Annotated in this window: 18 protein-coding genes; 10 read left to right on the top strand and 8 right to left on the bottom strand. The window is 74.6% G+C overall.

Translation table 11 applies throughout. The features are described from left to right. The first annotated feature begins 106 nt into the window (after positions 1–106). The 3 genes from AB0E19_RS33045 to AB0E19_RS33055 all read left to right on the top strand — a co-directional run bounded on the left by AB0E19_RS33045 (position 107) and on the right by AB0E19_RS33055 (position 1609). Positions 107–490 (top strand): helix-turn-helix transcriptional regulator, encoded by a 384-nt coding sequence (locus tag AB0E19_RS33045; RefSeq protein ID WP_169094215.1) that lies wholly within the window; start codon positions 107–109, stop codon positions 488–490. A gap of 180 nt (positions 491–670) precedes the next feature. Further along, positions 671–1141 carry a DNA starvation/stationary phase protection protein gene (locus tag AB0E19_RS33050; RefSeq protein ID WP_362186865.1) on the top strand — a complete coding sequence of 157 codons (471 nt, stop codon included), beginning with the start codon at positions 671–673 and terminating at the stop codon, positions 1139–1141. 213 nt (positions 1142–1354) lie between these two features. Next, a complete protein-coding gene (locus AB0E19_RS33055; RefSeq protein ID WP_362186868.1) occupies positions 1355–1609 on the top strand; it encodes a hypothetical protein in 255 nt (84 codons plus the stop codon). Here AB0E19_RS33055 and AB0E19_RS33060 read toward each other — a convergent pair. The 3 genes from AB0E19_RS33060 to AB0E19_RS33070 form a co-directional block, all read right to left on the bottom strand. Next, a complete protein-coding gene (locus tag AB0E19_RS33060; RefSeq protein ID WP_362186871.1) occupies positions 1557–2321 on the bottom strand; it encodes an SDR family NAD(P)-dependent oxidoreductase in 765 nt (254 codons plus the stop codon). The two genes, AB0E19_RS33055 and AB0E19_RS33060, sit on opposite strands and share 53 nt — an antisense overlap. Positions 2322–2377: 56 nt before the next feature. After that, positions 2378–3172 carry a DNA-formamidopyrimidine glycosylase family protein gene (locus tag AB0E19_RS33065; protein WP_362186874.1) on the bottom strand — a complete coding sequence of 265 codons (795 nt, stop codon included), beginning with the start codon at positions 3170–3172 and terminating at the stop codon, positions 2378–2380. 183 nt (positions 3173–3355) lie between these two features. After that, positions 3356–8002: a DEAD/DEAH box helicase gene (locus tag AB0E19_RS33070; RefSeq protein ID WP_362186877.1), complete on the bottom strand. Its 4647-nt coding sequence runs from the start codon at positions 8000–8002 to the stop codon at positions 3356–3358. A gap of 136 nt (positions 8003–8138) precedes the next feature. Between AB0E19_RS33070 and AB0E19_RS33075 the strand changes: the two genes are divergently transcribed. From AB0E19_RS33075 to AB0E19_RS33085, 3 genes are read left to right on the top strand one after another with little or no spacing between them, the layout of a single operon-like run. Next, positions 8139–9014: an AraC family transcriptional regulator gene (locus AB0E19_RS33075; protein WP_362186880.1), complete on the top strand. Its 876-nt coding sequence runs from the start codon at positions 8139–8141 to the stop codon at positions 9012–9014. A gap of 46 nt (positions 9015–9060) precedes the next feature. After that, positions 9061–9786: an AzlC family ABC transporter permease gene (locus AB0E19_RS33080; protein WP_362186973.1), complete on the top strand. Its 726-nt coding sequence runs from the start codon at positions 9061–9063 to the stop codon at positions 9784–9786. Further along, positions 9783–10100 carry an AzlD domain-containing protein gene (locus tag AB0E19_RS33085; RefSeq protein ID WP_169094208.1) on the top strand — a complete coding sequence of 106 codons (318 nt, stop codon included), beginning with the start codon at positions 9783–9785 and terminating at the stop codon, positions 10098–10100. Before AB0E19_RS33080 ends, AB0E19_RS33085 begins: the two co-directional genes overlap by 4 nt. 53 nt (positions 10101–10153) lie before the next feature. Here AB0E19_RS33085 and AB0E19_RS33090 read toward each other — a convergent pair whose 3' ends face one another. After that, the gene (locus AB0E19_RS33090; RefSeq protein WP_362186884.1) at positions 10154–11104 is read right to left on the bottom strand and encodes a hypothetical protein; all 951 of its coding nucleotides are present in this window, start codon (positions 11102–11104) and stop codon (positions 10154–10156) included. Positions 11105–11183: 79 nt separating this feature from the next. On the opposite strand from AB0E19_RS33090, the gene AB0E19_RS33095 reads away from it, so the two are divergent. Both AB0E19_RS33095 and AB0E19_RS33100 read left to right on the top strand, forming a co-directional pair. Continuing rightward, positions 11184–11378 (top strand): DUF3046 domain-containing protein, encoded by a 195-nt coding sequence (locus tag AB0E19_RS33095; RefSeq protein WP_189952904.1) that lies wholly within the window; start codon positions 11184–11186, stop codon positions 11376–11378. Between the two features lie 67 nt (positions 11379–11445). After that, complete coding sequence (locus AB0E19_RS33100) at positions 11446–12777, top strand: AI-2E family transporter (RefSeq protein ID WP_362186888.1); 1332 nt, start codon at positions 11446–11448, stop codon at positions 12775–12777. A 19-nt stretch (positions 12778–12796) separates the two neighbouring features. Here AB0E19_RS33100 and AB0E19_RS33105 read toward each other — a convergent pair whose 3' ends face one another. From AB0E19_RS33105 to AB0E19_RS33120, 4 genes are all read right to left on the bottom strand, one after another. Next, positions 12797–13576 carry a cytochrome d ubiquinol oxidase subunit II gene (locus AB0E19_RS33105; RefSeq protein WP_362186891.1) on the bottom strand — a complete coding sequence of 260 codons (780 nt, stop codon included), beginning with the start codon at positions 13574–13576 and terminating at the stop codon, positions 12797–12799. Positions 13577–13667: 91 nt separating this feature from the next. Next, on the bottom strand, positions 13668–14927 hold the full coding sequence (locus AB0E19_RS33110) for a cytochrome ubiquinol oxidase subunit I (protein WP_362186894.1): 1260 nt from the start codon (positions 14925–14927) through the stop codon (positions 13668–13670). A 175-nt stretch (positions 14928–15102) separates the two neighbouring features. Next, on the bottom strand, positions 15103–15777 hold the full coding sequence (locus tag AB0E19_RS33115) for a response regulator transcription factor (protein WP_362186897.1): 675 nt from the start codon (positions 15775–15777) through the stop codon (positions 15103–15105). Next, positions 15774–17018: a histidine kinase gene (locus AB0E19_RS33120; RefSeq protein WP_362186900.1), complete on the bottom strand. Its 1245-nt coding sequence runs from the start codon at positions 17016–17018 to the stop codon at positions 15774–15776. Before AB0E19_RS33120 ends, AB0E19_RS33115 begins: the two co-directional genes overlap by 4 nt. A 105-nt stretch (positions 17019–17123) precedes the next feature. On the opposite strand from AB0E19_RS33120, the gene AB0E19_RS33125 reads away from it, so the two are divergent. Both AB0E19_RS33125 and AB0E19_RS33130 read left to right on the top strand, forming a co-directional pair. After that, a complete protein-coding gene (locus AB0E19_RS33125) occupies positions 17124–17909 on the top strand; it encodes an SGNH/GDSL hydrolase family protein (RefSeq protein WP_362186903.1) in 786 nt (261 codons plus the stop codon). Between the two features lie 156 nt (positions 17910–18065). Beyond that, positions 18066–18644: a hypothetical protein gene (locus AB0E19_RS33130; RefSeq protein ID WP_362186906.1), complete on the top strand. Its 579-nt coding sequence runs from the start codon at positions 18066–18068 to the stop codon at positions 18642–18644. Positions 18645–18698: the final 54 nt, after the last annotated feature.

Consider the following 18698-nt stretch of genomic DNA (forward strand, 5'->3'; position numbering starts at 1 on the left):
TTGCAGCCCTGAGTGAACACGACATCGCTCCCCGCACGGCCGCGGCGCGAGGCGGTACGGTGGGGCGTGAAGGATGCGGCTACGCGGTCCGAGGAGGGAGCCACCGATGATTCTGCTCCGTCGCCTGTTGGGTGACGTGCTGCGTCGGCAGCGCCAGCGCCAGGGCCGTACTCTGCGCGAAGTCTCCTCGTCCGCCCGAGTCTCGCTCGGCTATCTCTCCGAGGTGGAGCGGGGGCAGAAGGAGGCTTCCTCCGAGCTGCTCTCCGCGATCTGCGACGCGCTGGACGTACGGATGTCCGAGCTCATGCGGGAAGTGAGCGACGAGCTGTCACTGGCCGAACTGGCCGCGTCGGCGGCTTCGAGCGAACCGGTGCCTGCGCCGGTCCGTCCGATGCTCAATTCGGTGTCGGTGACGTCGGTGGCCGGTGTGCCCACCGAGCGGGTGACCATCAAGGCGCCCGCGGAGGCCGTGGACGTCGTCGCCGCCTGAACCCCCGAACGGGTCGAAGCCCCGGTCGGTGCCCCTTGACGGGGGCATCGGCCGGGGCTTCGACGTGATGTTCTTTCGCTTCGAAGCTTTTGGTCAAGCTTCTGCGGTTTTGTTTGAGATGTCGGATTCCGGACAGGCGTGCCATGGTGGGGGAGACGTTCGACTGGTTGGAGACTCCGCATGTCTGTCGTGAAGAGCCCGCTGTCCGAGACCGACCTCAAGACGGTCGGCACCGCCCTCCAGGGCGCGCTGGTCGATCTCGTCGATCTGGCGCTGGTCGCCAAGCAGGTGCACTGGAACGTCGTCGGGCCCCGGTTCCGCTCCGTCCACCTCCAGCTGGACGAGGTGGTGGACACCGCACGGCTCCACTCCGACACCGTGGCCGAGCGTGCCGCGGCGCTCGGGGTCAACCCGGACGGGCGGGCGGCGACGGTGGCCACCGGCAGTGCCGTCGGCTCGGTGCCGGAGGGCTGGATCAAGGACGCGGACGCCGTGCGGATCCTGGTGACCTCGCTCGGCGCCGTCATCACCCGGATGCGGGAACGGGTGGAGGTCACAGGTGATCCCGACCCCGTCAGCCAGGACATCCTCATCGGCCTCACGGCGGACCTGGAGAAGCATTCCTGGATGTTCCAGGCCGAGAGCGCGTAGGCGGCCGGCATGGCGATACGTGACGTGGGCGCTGCCGCGTCGGGTGTGCGGTGCGCCGCGCGCGGGAGTGTGCGGTGTGCCGCGGTGGGCGTGAGCTGTGCCGGGCGCGGGGGCGTCCGCCGGATCGCGCGCGGGGTGTGCGCCGGGGCTGACACCGGTGCGCCCTCCCGCAGGGTGATCCTGCCGGTCTAGCGTCGAGCGCAGGAGGCGGCCATGGTACGGCGACGGGTTCCGCTGGTGACGCTCACGCTGATCGCGGTCGGGCTGGTGGTCGGGGGGTTCTGGTGGTGGGCGGTGCTGCGCCTGCTGCTGGTTCCGGGGGACTCCGGACCGGTCGAGGGGGCGGTGGCCGCGGGCGGCTGGGGGCTGAGCCTGCTGCCGGTGCACGTGGCCGCCTCCTCACGGCCTACACGCCTCACCAGGGCATGGCGACGCCGCCGTTCGGGCGCAGGATCTGTCCCGTCGTGAACGAGGAGGCGTCGCAGGCGAGATGGAGGACCGCGTGGGCGATGTCCTCGGGCTCGCCGACCCGCCGCAGGGGCGCGTGACGGACCATCGCGGCCTCGGCCTGCTCCTGGGCGGCCGGTTCGTGACGGTCCGTCATGGGGGTGCGGATCCATCCCGGCGCGACCGCGTTGGCCCTGATGCCGTGCGGGCCGACCTCGACCGCGAGCGTCTTGGTGAGCTGGACGACGGCCGCCTTGGCGACGCTGTAGCAGAGCAGGCCGGGGCTCGCGGTGTCCATCGCGCCCGAGGCCATCGTGACGATCGAGCCCCGGGTGCCGGAGGCGATCATCGAGCGGGCCGCCTCCTGGCAGGCGTGGAGCACGCCCTTGAAGTTCACGGCGAGGACGCGGTCGAGGTCCTCCTCGCGGGTCTCCAGGACCGTGCTCGTGTGCATGATCCCGGCGACCGCCACCATCACGTGCAGCGGTTCCGCCGCGTCGACGGCGGCGGCGAGCGCGGGCCGGTCGGTGACGTCGAGGAGGTGGGTGTGCGCGGTCCCGCCCTCGCGGGCGATCAGGGCGGCCGTCTCCTTCAGGCCCGGCTCGTCGCGGTCCGCGAGGTGGAGGGTCGCGCCCGCGCGGGCGAGGAGGACGGCGCTGGCGCGGCCGATGCCGCTCGCGGCGCCCGTCACGAACGCGGTGCGGCCGGTGAGGTCGTACGCCGAGAGGTCCATGCCGGGACCGTACGACTGGATCTGACGGATCGTCAATTATGTGGCGGGGTGCGGATTCAGGGAGTTCCTTCCGGGCCGTGCTGGCAGTCCGGGCACCAGTAGGTGACGCGGTCGCCCAGCTCCGCCTTGCGGACGGGGGCGCCGCAGCGGAGGCAGGGACGGCCCTCGCGGCCGTAGACGTGGAGCGGGGTGCCGGGGCGGCGGGTCGTCGTGGTGCGCCGGTCGGGACGGTCCTTGTTCGCCTCCAGGAGGCGGTGGGCCGTCGCCACCAGGCGGGGCGGGACGCCGGGGCCGAGCTCGCCGACCGGGAGCCACGGGGTGACGGCGGCCAGGAAGGCCAGCTCCGACTTGTAGACGTTCCCGATGCCGGCGAGATTGCGCTGGTCGAGCAGGGCCTCGCCGAGGGGGCGGGACGGGTCGGCGAGGAGACGGCGCACCGCCTCCTCCGGATCCCAGTCCGGGCCGAGCAGGTCGGGGCCGAGATGGCCGACCACCCGGGCCTCCTCGGCGGTACGGACCAGCTCCAGGACCGGGAGGCGGTAGCCGTACGCGGTGTGCTCCTCGTTCCCGAGCACCGCGCGGATCTGGTGCTCGGGGCCGCCGCGCGGGCGCTCCCCGGTCGGGTACACCTTCCACGCGCCGTCCATCCGCAGGTGCGAGTGGAGGGTGAGCCCGCCGTCGATGCGGGTCAGGAGGTGCTTGCCGCGCGGGGTGACGTCCAGGACCGCGCGGCCGGTGAGGTCGGCGGTCGCGAAGCGGGGCACCCGCAGGTCGGCACGGGTCAGCACCCGCCCGGCGAGCGCGGTGTGCAGCCGGTGGGCGGCCTGCCAGACGGTGTCTCCTTCGGGCAAGGGGGTCGGTCCTCCGGGGGTGTCGTCGTCGGGGAGGGACTGGGGAAGGCGTGGGGCGGGCTTCGGGGCGTAGGGAAGGCGTGGGGAGGGCTTCGGGGCGTGGGGAAAGCGTGGGGAGGGCTTCGGGGCGTCGGGTCTTCGGTCTTCGGGCCTCGTGCTTCGTGCTTCGTGCTTCGGGCTTCGTCAGGGTCTGAGGCGGAGGCCTCGGGGGGTGGCCAGGAAGCCGGCGGCCTCCAGGGGGCGGGCCAGGGGTGAGGTCAGGGCCGTCGCGCCGTTGATCCGCTCGACCGTGACCGTGCCCAGGGCGCCCGCCCGGGCGGCCTCGGCCAGGGCGCCGGCCGCCGCGGCCAGGGTCGGGGCGTCCGGCTCCGTCGGCCAGGACAGCACCGTCTTGCCGCCGCGCTCCACGTACAGGGTCAGCTCGCCGTCCACCAGGACCACCAAGGCTCCCGCCTTCCGGCCGGGTTTGTGGCCCGCGCCGGTCGGGGGCTCCGGCCACGGCAGGGCCGCCCCGTACGCGTTCGCCGGGTCGGCGGCGGCCAGCACCACGGCCCGCGGGCCCGCGGCCGCCTCGGCGCCCCGGTCCCGGGCGGTCGCCGCCGCCCGCAGCCGGTCCACGGCCCCGTCCATCGCGAACTGGGCCGCGCCCAGCCCCTCCACGACATAGCCGCGCCGGGCCTGGCCGCTGTCCTCGAAGGCGGACAGGATCCGGTAGACCGCGGAGAAGCCGCCCTCGACGCCCTCGGCGGCGACGGCGCCGCGGGTCACCACCCCGTGCCGGTCCAGGAGGGTGCGGGCCAGCGCGTGGGCCCGGTGCGTCGGCTCGGGCTCGGCGGGCGGCAGCAGCGCCCAGCGGCCGGAGACCGTCGGCGGGCCCGAGCGGGAGGCCGGACGGGTGGCGCCCAGCGTGCCGTACCGCCCGCGCGGCACCGTGCGCCGGGCCCGGTGGGCGGTCGAACCGGCGGTGCGGCCCGAGCCGAGGAGGGAGCGCAGCGGCGCCAGCGTGTCGTTGGTGAGCCGGCCCGACCAGGCCAGGTCCCACAGGGCGTCGGCGATCTGGGGGTCGGTGGCGTCCGGATGGGTGGTGATCCGGACCTGGTCGGCGATCTGGCGGAAGAAGAGGCCGTAACCGCCGGTCAGGGCCGTGAGGACCGACTCGTGGAGCGCGGTGGGCTCCAGCGGGTGCGGCGGGGGCAGCAGCAGCGGGGCGGCGTCGGCGAGGTAGAGCGAGACCCAGCCGTCCTTGCCGGGCAGGGAGCCCGCCCCGGCCCAGACCACCTCGCCGGTGGTGGTCAGCTCGTCGAGCATCGCCGGAGAGTAGTCCCTGACCCGGGACGGCAGGACCAGCTTCTCCAGGGCCGACGCGGGCACGGGCGCGCCCTGGAGCTGCTCGATCGCCCGGGCCAGGCCGTCGATCCCGCGCAGGCCTCCGCCGCCCAGGTGCTGCCACTGGGGCAGGAAGGTCGCCAGGGCGGCCGGGGGCACCGGCTCCAGCTCGTGCCGCAGCGCCGCGAGGGAGCGACGGCGCAGCCGGCGCAGGACGGTGGCGTCGCACCACTCCTGGCCGATGCCCGAGGGATGGAACTCGCCCTGGACGACCCGTCCGGACGCGGCGAGCCGCTGGAGGGCGCCGTCGGTGACGGCGGCGCCGAGGCCGAAGCGGGCGGCGGCCTGGGAGGAGGTGAAGGGGCCGTGGGTGCGCGCGTACCGGGCGAGGAGGTCGCCGAGCGGGTCCTTGACCGGCTCGGTGAAGGCCTCGGGGACGCCGACCGGCAGCGCGGTGCCGAGGGCGTCCCGCAGCCGGCCTGCGTCCTCGATCGCCGCCCAGTGCTCGGTGCCCGCGATCCGCACCGCGATCGCGCGCCGGGAGTGGGCCAGCTCCCGCGCCCAGCCCTCCTCGGCGCCGCGCGCGGCCAGCTCGGCGTCGGTCAGCGGGCCGAGGACCCGCAGCAGGTCCGCCACGCCCTCGACGTCCTTGATCCGCCGGTCCTCGGTGAGCCACTGGAGCTCCCGCTCCAGCTCGGTGAGCACCTCCGGGTCGAGCAGCTCGCGCAGCTCCGCCTGGCCGAGGAGCTCCGCGAGGAGCCGCGAGTCCAGGGAGAGCGCGGCCGCCCGGCGCTCGGCGAGCGGGGAGTCGCCCTCGTACAGGAACTGCGCCACGTAGCCGAAGAGCAGGGAGCGGGCGAAGGGGGACGGCTCGGGGGTGGTGACCTCGACGAGGCGGACCCGGCGGGCCTCGATGTCGCCCATCAGCTCGGTGAGGCCGGGGACGTCGAAGACGTCCTGGAGGCATTCGCGGACGGCCTCCAGGACGATCGGGAAGGAGCCGAACTCGCTTGCCACCTGGAGCAGTTGGGCGGCCCGCTGGCGCTGCTGCCAGAGCGGGGTGCGCTTCCCCGGATTCCGCTTCGGCAGCAGCAGGGCGCGGGCGGCGCACTCCCGGAAGCGGGAGGCGAAGAGGGCGGAGCCGCCCACCTGGTCGGTGACGATCTGCGCCACTTCGCCCTTGTCGAAGACGGCGTCCGCCGCGCCCACCGGCGCCTGGTCCGCGTCGTACACCGTGTCCAGGTGGCGGCCGGGGTCGACCGGCTCGTGGTCCAGCAGGTCGAGCCCCATGTCGAGGCCCATCAGATCGGCGTCGGGCAGGCGCAGCACGATGCCGTCGTCCGCGTGCATCACCTGCGCGTCCATGCCGTACCGCTCGGCGAGCCGGGCGCCGAGTGCCAGCGCCCACGGCGCGTGCACCTGCGCCCCGAAGGGGGAGTGGACCACGACCCGCCAGTCGCCCAGCTCGTCCCGGAAGCGCTCCACCAGGATCGTGCGGTCGTCCGGGACGTGGCCGCAGGCCTCGCGCTGCTCCTTCAGATACGCCAGGACGTTCTCCGCCGCCCAGGAGTCCAGGCCCGCCGCGATCAGCCGGAGCCGGGCGTCCTCCTCGCCGAGCGCGCCCAGCTCGCGCAGGAACGCGCCGACCGCGCGTCCCAGTTCGAGCGGGCGGCCCAGCTGGTCGCCCTTCCAGAACGGCAGCCGCCCCGGCACGCCCGGCGCGGGCGAGACCAGGACCCGGTCGCGGGTGATGTCCTCGATCCGCCAGGAGGTGGTGCCCAGGGTGAAGACGTCTCCGACCCGCGACTCGTACACCATCTCCTCGTCGAGCTCGCCGACGCGGCCGCCGCCCTTCTTCGGGTCCGACCCGGCGAGGAACACCCCGAACAGGCCCCGGTCCGGGATGGTGCCGCCGGAGGTGACCGCGAGCCGCTGGGCTCCCGGGCGGCCGGTGACGGTCCCCGCCACCCGGTCCCACACCACGCGCGGGCGGAGTTCGGCGAAGGCGTCCGAGGGATAGCGGCCGGCGAGCATGTCCAGCACGCCGGTGAAGGCCGATTCCGGAAGGGAGGCGAAGGGGGCGGCCCGGCGGACCACCGTGAGCAGGTCGTCCACCTGCCAGGTGTCGAGGGCGACCATCGCGACCAGCTGCTGGGCGAGCACGTCCAGAGGGTTGGCCGGGATCCGCAGCGACTCGATGGAGCCCGAGCGCATCCGCTCGGTGACCACGGCCGCCTGCACCAGGTCGCCGCGGTACTTGGGGAACACCACGCCCGTGGAGACCGCGCCGACCTGGTGGCCCGCGCGGCCCACGCGCTGGAGGCCGGAGGCCACCGAGGGCGGCGACTCGACCTGGACGACGAGGTCGACCGCGCCCATGTCGATGCCGAGCTCCAGGCTGGAGGTGGCGACCACGGCGGGCAGCCGGCCCGCCTTCAGGTCCTCCTCGACCTGGGCACGCTGTTCCTTGGAGACCGAGCCGTGGTGGGCGCGGGCGAGCAGCGGCGGCGCGCCCCGCGCGGCGCCCGACTGGGCCATGATCTCGGCGGGCGGGGCGCCCTCGGGGGCGGGCAGGCCGGTGGCCCGCTCGTAGGCGATCTCGTTGAGGCGGTTGCAGAGGCGCTCGGCGAGGCGCCGGGAGTTGGCGAAGACGATCGTGGAGCGGTGGGCCTGGACGAGGTCGGCGATCCGCTCCTCGACGTGCGGCCAGATCGACGGCTTGTCGCCGCCGTCCTTGCCCTCGGAGGCGGGGGAGCCGCCCAGCTCGCCCATGTCCTCCACGGGCACGACGACGGAGAGGTCGAACTCCTTGCCCGACGGGGGCTGCACGATCTCCACCTGGCGGCCGGGGGAGAGGAAGCGCGCGACCTCGTCGACCGGGCGGACCGTGGCCGAGAGGCCGATCCGGCGGGCGGGGCGGGGCAGCAGCTCGTCGAGCCGCTCCAGGGTGAGGGCCAGATGCGCGCCGCGCTTGGTGCCGGCGACCGCGTGGACCTCGTCCAGGATGACCGTCTCCACCCCGGAGAGCGCTTCCCGGGTGGCCGAGGTCAGCATGAGGAAGAGGGACTCGGGGGTGGTGATCAGGATGTCCGGCGGCCTGGTGGCGAGCGCGCGGCGCTCGGCGGCCGGGGTGTCGCCGGACCGGATGCCGACCCGCACGTCCGGCTCGGGCAGCCCGAGGCGCACGGCCTCCTGGCGGATGCCCGTCAGGGGCGAGCGGAGATTGCGCTCCACGTCGACGGCGAGCGCCTTCAGCGGGGACACGTACAGCACCCGGCAGCGCTTCTTCGGTTCGGCCGGGGCGGGCACGGACGCCAGCCGGTCCAGGGAGGCGAGGAAGGCGGCGAGCGTCTTGCCCGAGCCGGTCGGGGCCACGACGAGCACGTCCGAGCCCGCGCCGATGGCCCGCCAGGCCCCCTCCTGGGCGGCCGTGGGCGCGGTGAACGCCCCGGTGAACCACCCGCGGGTGGCCGGGGAGAAGTCTTCGAGCGCGGACGTGACCATGCCCCCCATCGTGCACCCGACCGCCGACAAGCGCCGTGACCTGTGGAAAACCCGGCCCGGCCCGTGCACGCCCTCACCCCGGCGGGTGGCGCGGCCCCGGTCGTCGCCCCGGCCGGCGCGAGCGCAGAATGGAGCCATGGCGAGGGGCGAGCGGGCACGGTACTGGCAGTACGCCGAGCTGCCGGGGGTCGATCTGCTGCACGCCCACTACATCCAGAAGACCTTCTCCCGCCACACCCACGAGACCTTCGTCTACGCCGCGATCACCGAGGGCGTCGAGTCCTTCCACTCCGGGAACGAGCTCGTCCACGCGGGTCCCGGGCAGATCGCCCTGGTGAACCCGGACACCCCGCACACCGGGTACGCGGGCGTCCCCGAGGGCTGGACCTACCGCACGATCTACCCGGACGCGGAGCTCATCGGCTCCATCGCCGCCGACGCCCTGGGCGTCCGCGCCCCGGTCGGCTTCACCCGGCCCGTCGTCGACGACCCCTACGCCGCCCAGCTCGTCATCGGCGTGCACCGGGCCGCGGAGGAGGGCAACGCGCTCGCCGCCGACAGCCTGCTCCGCCTGGTCACCGCCCGGCTGCTGCGCAGCCATGGCGGCCGGCTGAGCCCTCGGACGCCCCGTGGCGCGGGGGCCGGGGACGCGACGCGAGCGCGGGAGGTCCTGGAGGAGCGGATGGCGGAGCCGCCCACCCTGGAGCGTCTCGCCGCCGACCTCGGCACCAGCCCCTTCGCGCTGCTGCGGGCCTTCCGCGCCGAGTACGGCATGCCGCCGCACACCTGGCTCACGGACGCCCGCGTCCGGCGGGCCCGGCGGCTCCTCGACGCCGGGACGCCGCCGGCCGAGGCGGCCGTCGCCGTCGGCTTCACGGACCAGCCCCACCTCAACCGGCACTTCACCCGCAGCGTCGGCGTCCCGCCGGGTGCCTACCAGCGCTCCCGGGGCGTGGACCTCCGCCGTGTCGGGCGCAAGAACGTACAAGACGGGTCGCGGGCGGGCTCGTAACGTCTCCGACGTGGCAGAACAGACAGCACACCCCGCCACGGGGCACATACGTGACACCTCACCCGCCGGTACGGCCGGTGGCGCGGGCAAACCGGACTCCGCCGTCGTCAGGGACGCGCTCGGCGTCGGCGTCGCCGTCGGACTCTCCGGTTTCGCCTTCGGAGTGACCTCGGCGGGCGCCGGGCTCACCCTCCTCCAGACCTGCGCGCTCAGCCTGCTCGTCTTCACGGGCGCCTCGCAGTTCGCCCTCGTCGGCGCCCTCGCCGGCGGCGGGAACCCGTTCACGGCCGCCGCCGGGGCCTTCTTCCTCGGCACCCGCAACGCCTTCTACGGGCTGCGACTCTCCCAGCTCCTCGCCCTGCCGAGGTCCGCGAAGCCGTTCGCCGCGCAGTGGGTCATCGACGAGACCACCGCCGTCGCCCTCGCCCAGCCGGACCGCAGGTCCGCCCGGATCGGCTTCACCGTCACCGGGCTCACCCTCTACGTCCTGTGGAACCTCACCACCCTGCTCGGCGCGCTCGGCGCCGAGGCCATCGGCGACACCGCCGCCTGGGGCCTGGACGCCGCCGGTCCCGCCGTCTTCCTCGCGCTGCTCGCCCCGATGCTGAGGACCGCGACCGAGCGGGCCACCGCCGGGATCGCCGTCGTCCTCGGCCTGGGCCTGCTGCCCGTGCTCCCGGCCGGCGTCCCCGTGCTGGTGTCGGCGCTCGCCGCCCCGGCCGTCCTCTGGCTCCAGGGCCGGCGGACGCGGAACAAGGAGGCCGCCCGATGAACGGCACCCACGTCTGGATCGCGATCGGACTCACCGTCGCCGGCTGCTACCTGGTCAAGCTGGTCGGCCTGCTCGTCCCGGCGCAGACCCTGGAACGCCCGCTCGTCCAGCGGCTCGCCGCCCTGCTGCCCGTCGCCCTGCTCGCGGCGCTCACCGCACAGCAGACCTTCGCCACGGGCACGGAGCCGGTCCTGGACGCCCGTGTCGCCGGCGTCGCCGCCGCGGCGCTCGCGCTCGTCCTGCGCGCTCCCTTCCTGGTCGTCGTGGGCGCCGCCGTCGTCGTGACGGCGGGGGTGCGGGCCCTGGGCGGCTGAGGCCGGAGCCGTACGGAATCCGGTCCGGGCCCCACGCGCGCGTGGTGCCCGGATCAGTCCTCCAGCGGACGCCCGTAGGCACGGAGGGTGCGCAGGGCGTCGATCGTCACGATCGGCCGCCACTCCAGGGCCGAGCCCGGCGCCCAGGCCCGCCACCGGATCGGCCAGCCGCCGTCCTCGCCCTGCTCCGCGGCGAGGAAGTCCAGCGAGCGGGACAGCTCCTCGTCGGTGAACCAGCCACGGGCGAGCGAGTCCGGCACGCGCGCGTAGTCGTGCGGAAAGTGGTGCTCGCCGGGCGCGTACCCGTCGGCCACCGGGAACTCCTCCGGGCGCTCCGGGTCGAGGACGGCGAGCCGCTGGTCGCGCACCAGGCGTCCGAGCCGGTCGGCCGCGGCCTCGGCCCGCGGCCGGTCCGGTGCCGAGTCGAGGAAGGCGACCGCCGCCTGCACCTCGTACGGATGGGACTTCTCCAGCGACTCCACCGCCGTCCAGCAGAACTCGGTGGCCCGGAACAGCCAGGCGTGCCAGACCTGGTTGCGGTGGAGCGCGCCCACCACGGGGCCCGTCGACAGCAGCTCGCCCGGCGGGTCGTCGACGACCGGGACGAACGGCGCCGACGGGTAGTCGCGCTGGGAGGGGTGGATCGCCGGCAGCGCCCCCTCCTGCGTGGAGACCGCCGTCAGATAGCGGCAGATCCGCTCCACCCGCAGTCCGCCGCAGCGCCCGATGGAGTCCAGGACCCGCAGCGCGTGCGCGGTGTGCAGCGGCTGGCTGACCGGGCCGCGCAGGTCCGGTTCGAGCCCGTGGCCGTAACCGCCGTCCTCGTCGAGGTACGCGGTCAGGGCCGCCTCCACCTGGTCCGCGCCGCCGCGCAGGAAGTGGTAGGCGAATCGGCGCTGTTCGAGCACCCGGGCCGTCAGCCAGACGAACCGTTCGGCGCGGGCCAGCGGCGACCCGGGGGCCGCCGTGGGGGAGGGCGGGGAGGAGAGGGGTTTTTCGGCCATGTTCAGACCGTAGGGCGGAACCGCGCGGTGACAAGCCCCAGCGGGCGGGCTGCACTCTTGGGAGCGGGATACTGGGGTCATGCGGTTGACGATTTTCTGGGAACGGATGGCCGATCACTTCGGCGCCGGGTACGCCGACTCCTTCGCGCGCGACCACGTCCTGTCCGAACTGGGCGGCCGGACCGTCCACGAGGCGCTGGACGCCGGCTGGGAGGCGAAGGACGTGTGGCGGGTGGTCTGCGGCGCCATGGACGTCCCCGCCGAGAAGCGCTGAAGGGCGTCTTGCGAGGATCCGCACCGAGCCCGGGCGGATTGTCCGCCGGGTGCGCGAGACTTGCGGGGTGGCCCCGACTGACGAGACCGAGATGACCGCCCGGAAGACACCCACGAAGCCCACGAACCCCCCGGCACCCGTGACACCCGCCGTCGCCGCGGGCGGGCCGCCCGACGCGAGCGCGTCACCGGGCGTGCCCGCGGCCGACTCGGGAGGGCAGCCGCCCGCCGAGGCCCCCGCCACGGCCGCGGGGTCCGGCGCGCGCATGCCCCGCTGGCTGCCCCGCGCGATGGTCCTGGCGCTCGCCCTCTACGCCTGCTTCCTGCTCGGCGACTGGGCCTTCCACCAACTCGTCGGCCTGCTCGTCAACATCCTGCTCGCCTTCTTCCTCGCGCTCGCCATCGAGCCGGCCGTCGGCCGCATGGCGGCCCGCGGGATGCGCAGGGGACTCGCCACCTTCCTCGTCTTCTTCGGCGTCCTCGCCGTGGGCATCGGCTTCGTCGTCCTGCTCGGCTCGATGCTCGCCGGCCAGATCGTCGACATGGTCGAGAACTTCCCCAAGTACCTCGACTCGCTCATCAACTGGATCAACGAGACCTTCCACACCGAGCTCTCCCGGGTCGAGGTCCAGGACAGCGTGCTCAAGTCGGACTGGCTGCAGAAGTACGTGCAGAACAGCGCCACGGGTGTCCTCGACGTCTCCGCCACCGTGCTCGGCGGGCTCTTCCGGCTGCTGACGATCTTCCTCTTCGCCTTCTACTTCGCCGCCGACGGACCCCGCTTCCGCCGCGCGCTCTGCTCCGTCCTGCCGCCCGCCCGGCAGGCCGAGGTGCTGCGCGCCTGGGAGATCGCGGTCGACAAGACCGGCGGCTACCTCTACTCGCGCGGCCTGATGGCCCTCATCTCGGGCGTCGCGCACTTCGTGCTCTTCGAGATCCTGGACGTGCCCTACGCCCCCGCACTCGCGGTCTGGGTCGGCCTGGTCTCGCAGTTCATCCCCACCATCGGCACCTACCTGGCCGGTGCCCTGCCGATGCTCATCGCCTTCACCGTGAACCCCTGGTACGCGCTGTGGGTGCTCGGCTTCGTCGTGGTCTACCAGCAGTTCGAGAACTACGTCCTCCAGCCGAAGCTCACCTCCAAGACGGTCGACATCCACCCGGCCGTGGCCTTCGGCTCGGTGATCGCGGGCACCGCGCTGCTCGGCGCCGTCGGCGCGCTGATCGCCATCCCGGCCGTGGCCACCCTCCAGGCCTTCCTCGGGGCGTACGTGAAGCGGTACGACGTCACGGACGACCCGCGGGTGCACGGCCACCGGCGGTACGGCGAGGCCGTCGTGGCCCGGCTCCAGAAGGCCCTCCAGCACAAGAAGGAGAACCAGGGCGCCGAGGACGCCTGACGGACGCGCGTACCGCGCCTCACAAGTACGAGGGGCCGGTGACGCGGCCCCGGAAGGCGTACCAGACCCAGGCCTGGACCGCGGCGAGCAACGGGGTCACCACGGCCAGCGCCGGGACGAGCAGGGCCAGCGTCCCCGGCGCCGCGGCCCGCTCGGCCAGCGGCAGCGAGGCACCCGCCCAGAGCGGCAGCCCGGCCAGCGGGACGGCGGTGAGGGCGAGCGGATGCCAGGGTCTTCCGGCCCGCCCGACCAGCCGCCGGGCGCGCTGGTACGGGGCGCCGGTGAGCCGCAGCGAGGCGAAGCCGAGGCCGTGCGCGGCGAACAGGGCGGCGACCGCCGGGGCGGCCACGAGGGCGACGGGGCCGTCGGCGGGCTCGTACGGCCTGCCGGTGAGGAGGGCCACGAGCAGCAGACCCCAGGACAGGGCGACCGTCCAGCTGCCGGCCGTCACGGCGGCGTCGCAGGCCGCGCGCCAGCGGGGGCCCGGGCCGCGACCGCGCGACCACAGGGCGGCGTCCCGCACGATCCACCCGGCCAGGAGGGCCACGAGGACCGGCGCCTGGGCGCTCAGCAGCTCGCCCTCCAGCGCGGGGAAGCAGCCGACGAGGACGCCGGCGGTGGCGACCAGCCACACCTCGTTCCCCAGGAAGAAGGGGGCGAAGGAGGCGAGGACGAGTCTGCGTTCGGCGTCCCCGCGGCCCAGCCAGGGCAGCAGCATGCCGCTGCCGATGTCCGTGCCGGCGAGCACGGACCAGCCGACGGCACAGCAGGCGAGCAGGGCGACGGCGAGCGTGTCCACGGTGCTCCTAGGGGCGAGGACGGGGAGGGGGAGGGGAGAGGAGAGGGAGGGGAGGGGGAGGGGAGGGACGGAAGGTTCGGCGGCGGAATGCCTAGTAGTGGGGCGGGGGCGCGGCCGGCAGGGGCTCCCCTCGCGTCCGCTCGTCCCGGCCGAGGCCCGTGTCGGCCGGGCCCCGGCGGGCGTGCCGGGCGAGCAGCCAGGCGTTGAGGACGGCCAGCAGCAGGAAGAGCGTGGCGAACACGGCCAGCGAGAGCCGCATCGTGCCGGGGGAGAGATCGGAGACCGCGTCCTCCGTCCTCAGCAGCCCGTACACCACCCAGGGCTGGCGGCCCGACTCGCGGAAGACCCAGCCGCCGATCATGGCGAGGTACGGCAGGGGGACGGACGCCATCAGGACCAGGTGCCAGAGCCGGAACCGCAGGACGGCCTTCCGGAACGCGGCCAGGATCACACCGGCGAGGCAGAGGTAGGCCATCAGGCCGAAGGCGATCAGCATCACGAGGCCGCCGCCCCGGGTCCAGCCCTCGGAGGGCATGTAGTCGCCGGGGCCGAAGCGGGCCGCCAACTCGGCCTGCACCCGGGCGATCTCGGCCACCTGCCCCTGGAAGACCGCCGCCTTCATCGGCTGGAAGGAGGCGAGGGCGCCGAACTGGAGCCCGCCGCTGACCGCCGCCGCCATCAGGGCCGGCGCCGCGACGAAGACCCCGGTCCGCAGGCTCCGGCGGAAGAAGTCCGCCTCCGCGGTCCGCCGGAACAGGTGGTGGGCGCTGACGCCCGCCATGAAGAACCCCGCCGTGAGCAGCGCTCCCGCCAGGACGTGGGCGAGCGGGAGCAGCGCGGCCGGGTCGGTCAGGACCAGCTCGCCGCCCTCGGTGCCGTACCCCACCGGGTGGTTGAGGAAGCCGTTGGAGACGAGGATCCAGTACGCGGAGAGGTAGGCGGTCAGGACGACGACCCAGATCGTCGCCAGGTGGGCCCAGCGGCCGAGCCGGTGCCAGCCGAAGATCCACAGGCCGAGGAAGGTGGACTCGACGAAGAACGCGACGAGCGTCTCCACGGCCAGGGAGGCGCCGAGTATGTTGCCGGCTTCGTGGGTGAGGCCGCTCCACGCCATGCCGAACTGGAACTCCATGACGAGGCCGGTGACGATGCCGACCGCGTAGTTGATCACGTACAGCTGGCCCCAGAAGCGGACCTGGCGGGCGTCCTCCGGGCGCCGGGAGAGCGTGGCGCGGGTCTGGAGGACGGCCACGATCGTTCCGAGACCCAGCGTGAGGGCGACGAAGAGGAAGTGGCCCGCGGCGGTGAGGCCGAACTGCAGCCGCGCGAGATCGAGTACGTCCTGATGCACTCGTCAAGCGTGCTCCGCCGGCCTCCCGCGGCGCATCTGACCTGGGGCGACAGTCGCGGTCCGGTGGTGTACACCTTCGGATGCACGACACGGTCCCGCGCGTACCACGAAAGTTGATCGGGGTGGGCGCGCGCCCTTAGGGGGCGACCCCGGGACGGGCGGGCGTCACGGGCCGTCAGGCCAGCCAGCCGGGGGTGATCATCCCTGACTCGTAGGCGAGGACGACGAGTTGCGCCCGGTCCCTGACCTCCAGCTTGGTCATGATCCGGCTGACGTGGGTCTTGGCGGTGGCGGGGGAGAGGACGAGCCGGCCCGCGATCTCGTCGTTGGACAGGCCTGCCCCGACCAGGCCGAGGACCTCCCGTTCGCGATCGGTGAGGGCGTCCAGGCGGGGCGCCGGGTCGGGGCGGCCGGACGGGTCGGCGCGGCCGGCGAACTCGGCGATCAGCCGGCGGGTCACCGCGGGGGCGATGAGGGCGTCGCCGCGGGCGACGACCCGTACCGCGTGCAGCAGTTCCATCGGCTCGGTGTCCTTGACGAGGAAGCCGGACGCGCCGCCGCGCAGCGCCCCGTACACGTGCTCGTCCTCGTCGAAGGTGGTCAGGATGACGACCTTCACGCCGTCGAGGCGGGGGTCGGCGGTGATCCGGCGGGTGGCCTCCAGGCCGTCGAGTACGGGCATCCGGATGTCCATGAGGACGACGTCCGGGCGGAGTTCGGCGGCGAGCGCGACGGCCGTCGCGCCGTCCCCCGCCTCGCCGGCGACCTCGATGTCCTCCTCGTCGGAGAGGATCGACCGGAATCCGGCCCGGACGAGGGTCTGGTCGTCGGCGAGCACGACGCGGATCATGAGGGCGTCCCTTCCTGCGGGGTGAGGGTCGTGGGGAGGCGGGCGTCGACGACGAAGCCGCCGCCGGACGGTCCGGCGCCGAGCGTGCCGCCGAGGGCGCGGGCCCGCTCGGCCATGCCGCGGATGCCGGTCCCGCCGCTGCCGGTGTCACCGCTTCCGGTGCCTCCGGGCCCGCCCGGGGCGGCCGTGGCCGTCGTGCCGGGGGGCGTCCCGCCGTCGTCCGCGATCCGGAGCCGTACCGTGCCGGTCACCGGTTCCCAGTCCAGGGAGACGGTGACGGTCGTGGCGGCGGAGTGGCGGGTCACGTTCGTCAGCGACTCCTGCACGATGCGGTACGCGGCGAGGTCCACGGGCGGCGGCAGCGGGACGGGCGTGCCGGTGACGCGGGTGCGCACGTCGAGCCCGGCGGCGCGGGCCCGGGCGGTGAGGTCGCCCAGGAGGGCCAGACCGGAGGCGGGCGGCGCGGTCGGCGCGGCCTCGTCGGCGCCGCGCAGCACCCCGAGGGTGGCGCGGAGCTCCCGCAGGGCGTCCTTGCTGGTGGTGCGGACCGCGGTGAGGGCCTCGGTGGCGGTGGTGAGCGCGGTCTCGGGGTCGGGGCGCTTGGCGAGCCGGTGGAGGGCGGCGCCGGACTGCACGTTGATGAGCGAGACGGTGTGGCCGAGGACGTCGTGGAGGTCGCGGGCGATCCGCAGCCGCTCCTCGGTGGCGCTCTGCCGGGCGCGGGCCTCCTGCTCGCGCTCGGCGGCGAGGGCCCGCTGCTCCACCTCGTGGAGGTACGCGTTCCGGGTGCGCTGGGCCCGGCCGACCGCGACCAGGCTGATCAGCCAGCCGGCGAGCATCGCGAGCGCGGTCCCGTCGATCTGGCGGTGGCCCGGCGCCTGGCGGGCCTCGCCGAGGCCCACCGCGAGGAGCGTGACGGCGGCGAGCGCGACGGCGGCGGCGAAGCGGCCCTCGGCGGCCGTGGTGTACAGCGCGAGGGCGAAGGCGATCATGAGCGGCCCGTCCTGCGCGGAGAGCGGGTAGTAGGCCACGCACGCGAGGAGGGTGACGACGGCGACGGCCACGGGCCGGCGGCGCCGGAGGACGAGGGCGCCGCAGCCGACGAGCACGAGCGCCCAGCCGAGTGCGGCGCGCGGGGCGGACTCGTCCGTGTGCCACCCCGAGATCAGCGTCCAGACCGTCACCAGGAGGAGCACGAGGCCGGCGATCAGGGCGTCGGCGGTCCGGGGCGGGAGGCGCATGGGTCGAAGGATAGGCGGGGTGCGGGCCCGGGGCCGCCCGGCCGCCCTATACTAAAAAAGTTGAATAGGTTCGGTGGGTGCGGCGGAGAAGAGGGTGGCCGACGGATGGGTGCGCACGGGTATCTGCGGTACGTGGCCCTCGGTGACAGCCAGACCGAGGGCGTCGGCGACGGGGACGACCTCACCGGGCTGCGCGGCTGGGCCGACCGGCTCGCCGAGCACCTCGCCCGGACCGGCCCCGGGGTCCGGTACGCCAACCTCGCCGTACGGGGACGCCTGGCCGGGGAGGTGCGGGCCGGACAGCTCCCGGCCGCCCTCGCGCTCCGCCCCGACCTCGCCACCGTCGTCGCCGGGGTGAACGACCTGCTGCGGCCCGGCTTCGACGCCGACGAGACGGCCGGACACCTGGAGGCCGTCTTCGCCGCCCTGACCGCCCAGGGCGCCCGCGTGGCCACCCTCACCTTCCCCGACGTCGGCCGCATCACCCCGCTGGCCCGGCCGCTCGTGCCGCGCGTCCACGCCCTCAACGACCGGATCCGGCAGGCCGCCCGGCGGCACGGCGTGACCGTCGCCGAGACCGCGCACCACGAGGTGGTCACCGACCCCCGGCTGTGGAGCGCCGACCGGCTGCACGCCTCCCCGCTCGGGCACGCGCGCATCGCGGCCGCCGTCGCCGACGCCCTCGCCCTGCCGGACAGCGACGACGGCTGGACCCGGCCGCTGCCGCCGCGCCCCGTCCCCTCGTGCCTGGGCGCCGCCGCCGGCGAACTCGCCTGGGCCGGATCCTTCCTCGGGCCCTGGATCGCGCGCCGGGTGCGCGGCCGGTCCTCCGGGGACGGCCGGGTCGCCAAACGCCCCGGACTCCTGCCCGTGGAACGGCGCGGAGCGTAGTCCGGCGGCCCTGTCGCGGGGGTGCCCGGCCGGTCAACGCGCGGGATCCGGTTCAGTCGTCTGAAGGGCGTTTCCGGCGAACCGCCGGAGGCCGTCCGGTGAGCCTCCTACCGTACGGACTGACCGTGCCGACGCGGTCCTACGAGGAGGAAGCCCGTGCCATCGCCCTGCGACCCCCGCTACGCCCCCGCCGGTGACGTGGACGGGGCACTCATGGTGATCGACTCCCGGCTCAAGGCCGTCCACGACGGCAAGACCGGGCCCGACCCCGAGCAGCAGAAGCTGCTCGACCAGCTCACGGCGTCCCTGGACCTGGAGGGGGTCAACGAACTCCTGGACGGCGCGTGCACGCTCGTCTTCATCTTCATGAAGTGGCTGCGGCAGGTCCACGAGGAGCACGACCGGGACGTCATCGAGTACGTGGTCCCCAGCCTCGTGGCCACGCTGCGCATGATGCCCCGGAGCGTGCGCCCCGAGGCGATCCCCACCATGGCCGGCCTCGCGATCGCGGCCGGCACCGGCCTGAGCCCCAGCCTGTGGCGCCGGCAGTACGGGGAGTGGACCAAGGAGGAGATGACGGCCCTGGAGGCCACCGCCCTCCTGCTGGCCGAGCACATCAACCGGATCGCCGGCGACCGCGACTACGCCACCCGCATGATCGGCGAGACCCTCTCCCGCGCCGACCGCGAGGCGGGGGCGGACTTCGACCGGGAGTGGGGCGAGAGGGGCGAGTAGGCGCGGGAGCGGGGGTGCGGCAGGCGGGTCGGGCGTTGTCCACAGGGCGGGCGT

This window comes from Streptomyces sp. NPDC047974, assembly GCF_040653375.1.
GTDB lineage: Bacteria > Actinomycetota > Actinomycetes > Streptomycetales > Streptomycetaceae > Streptomyces.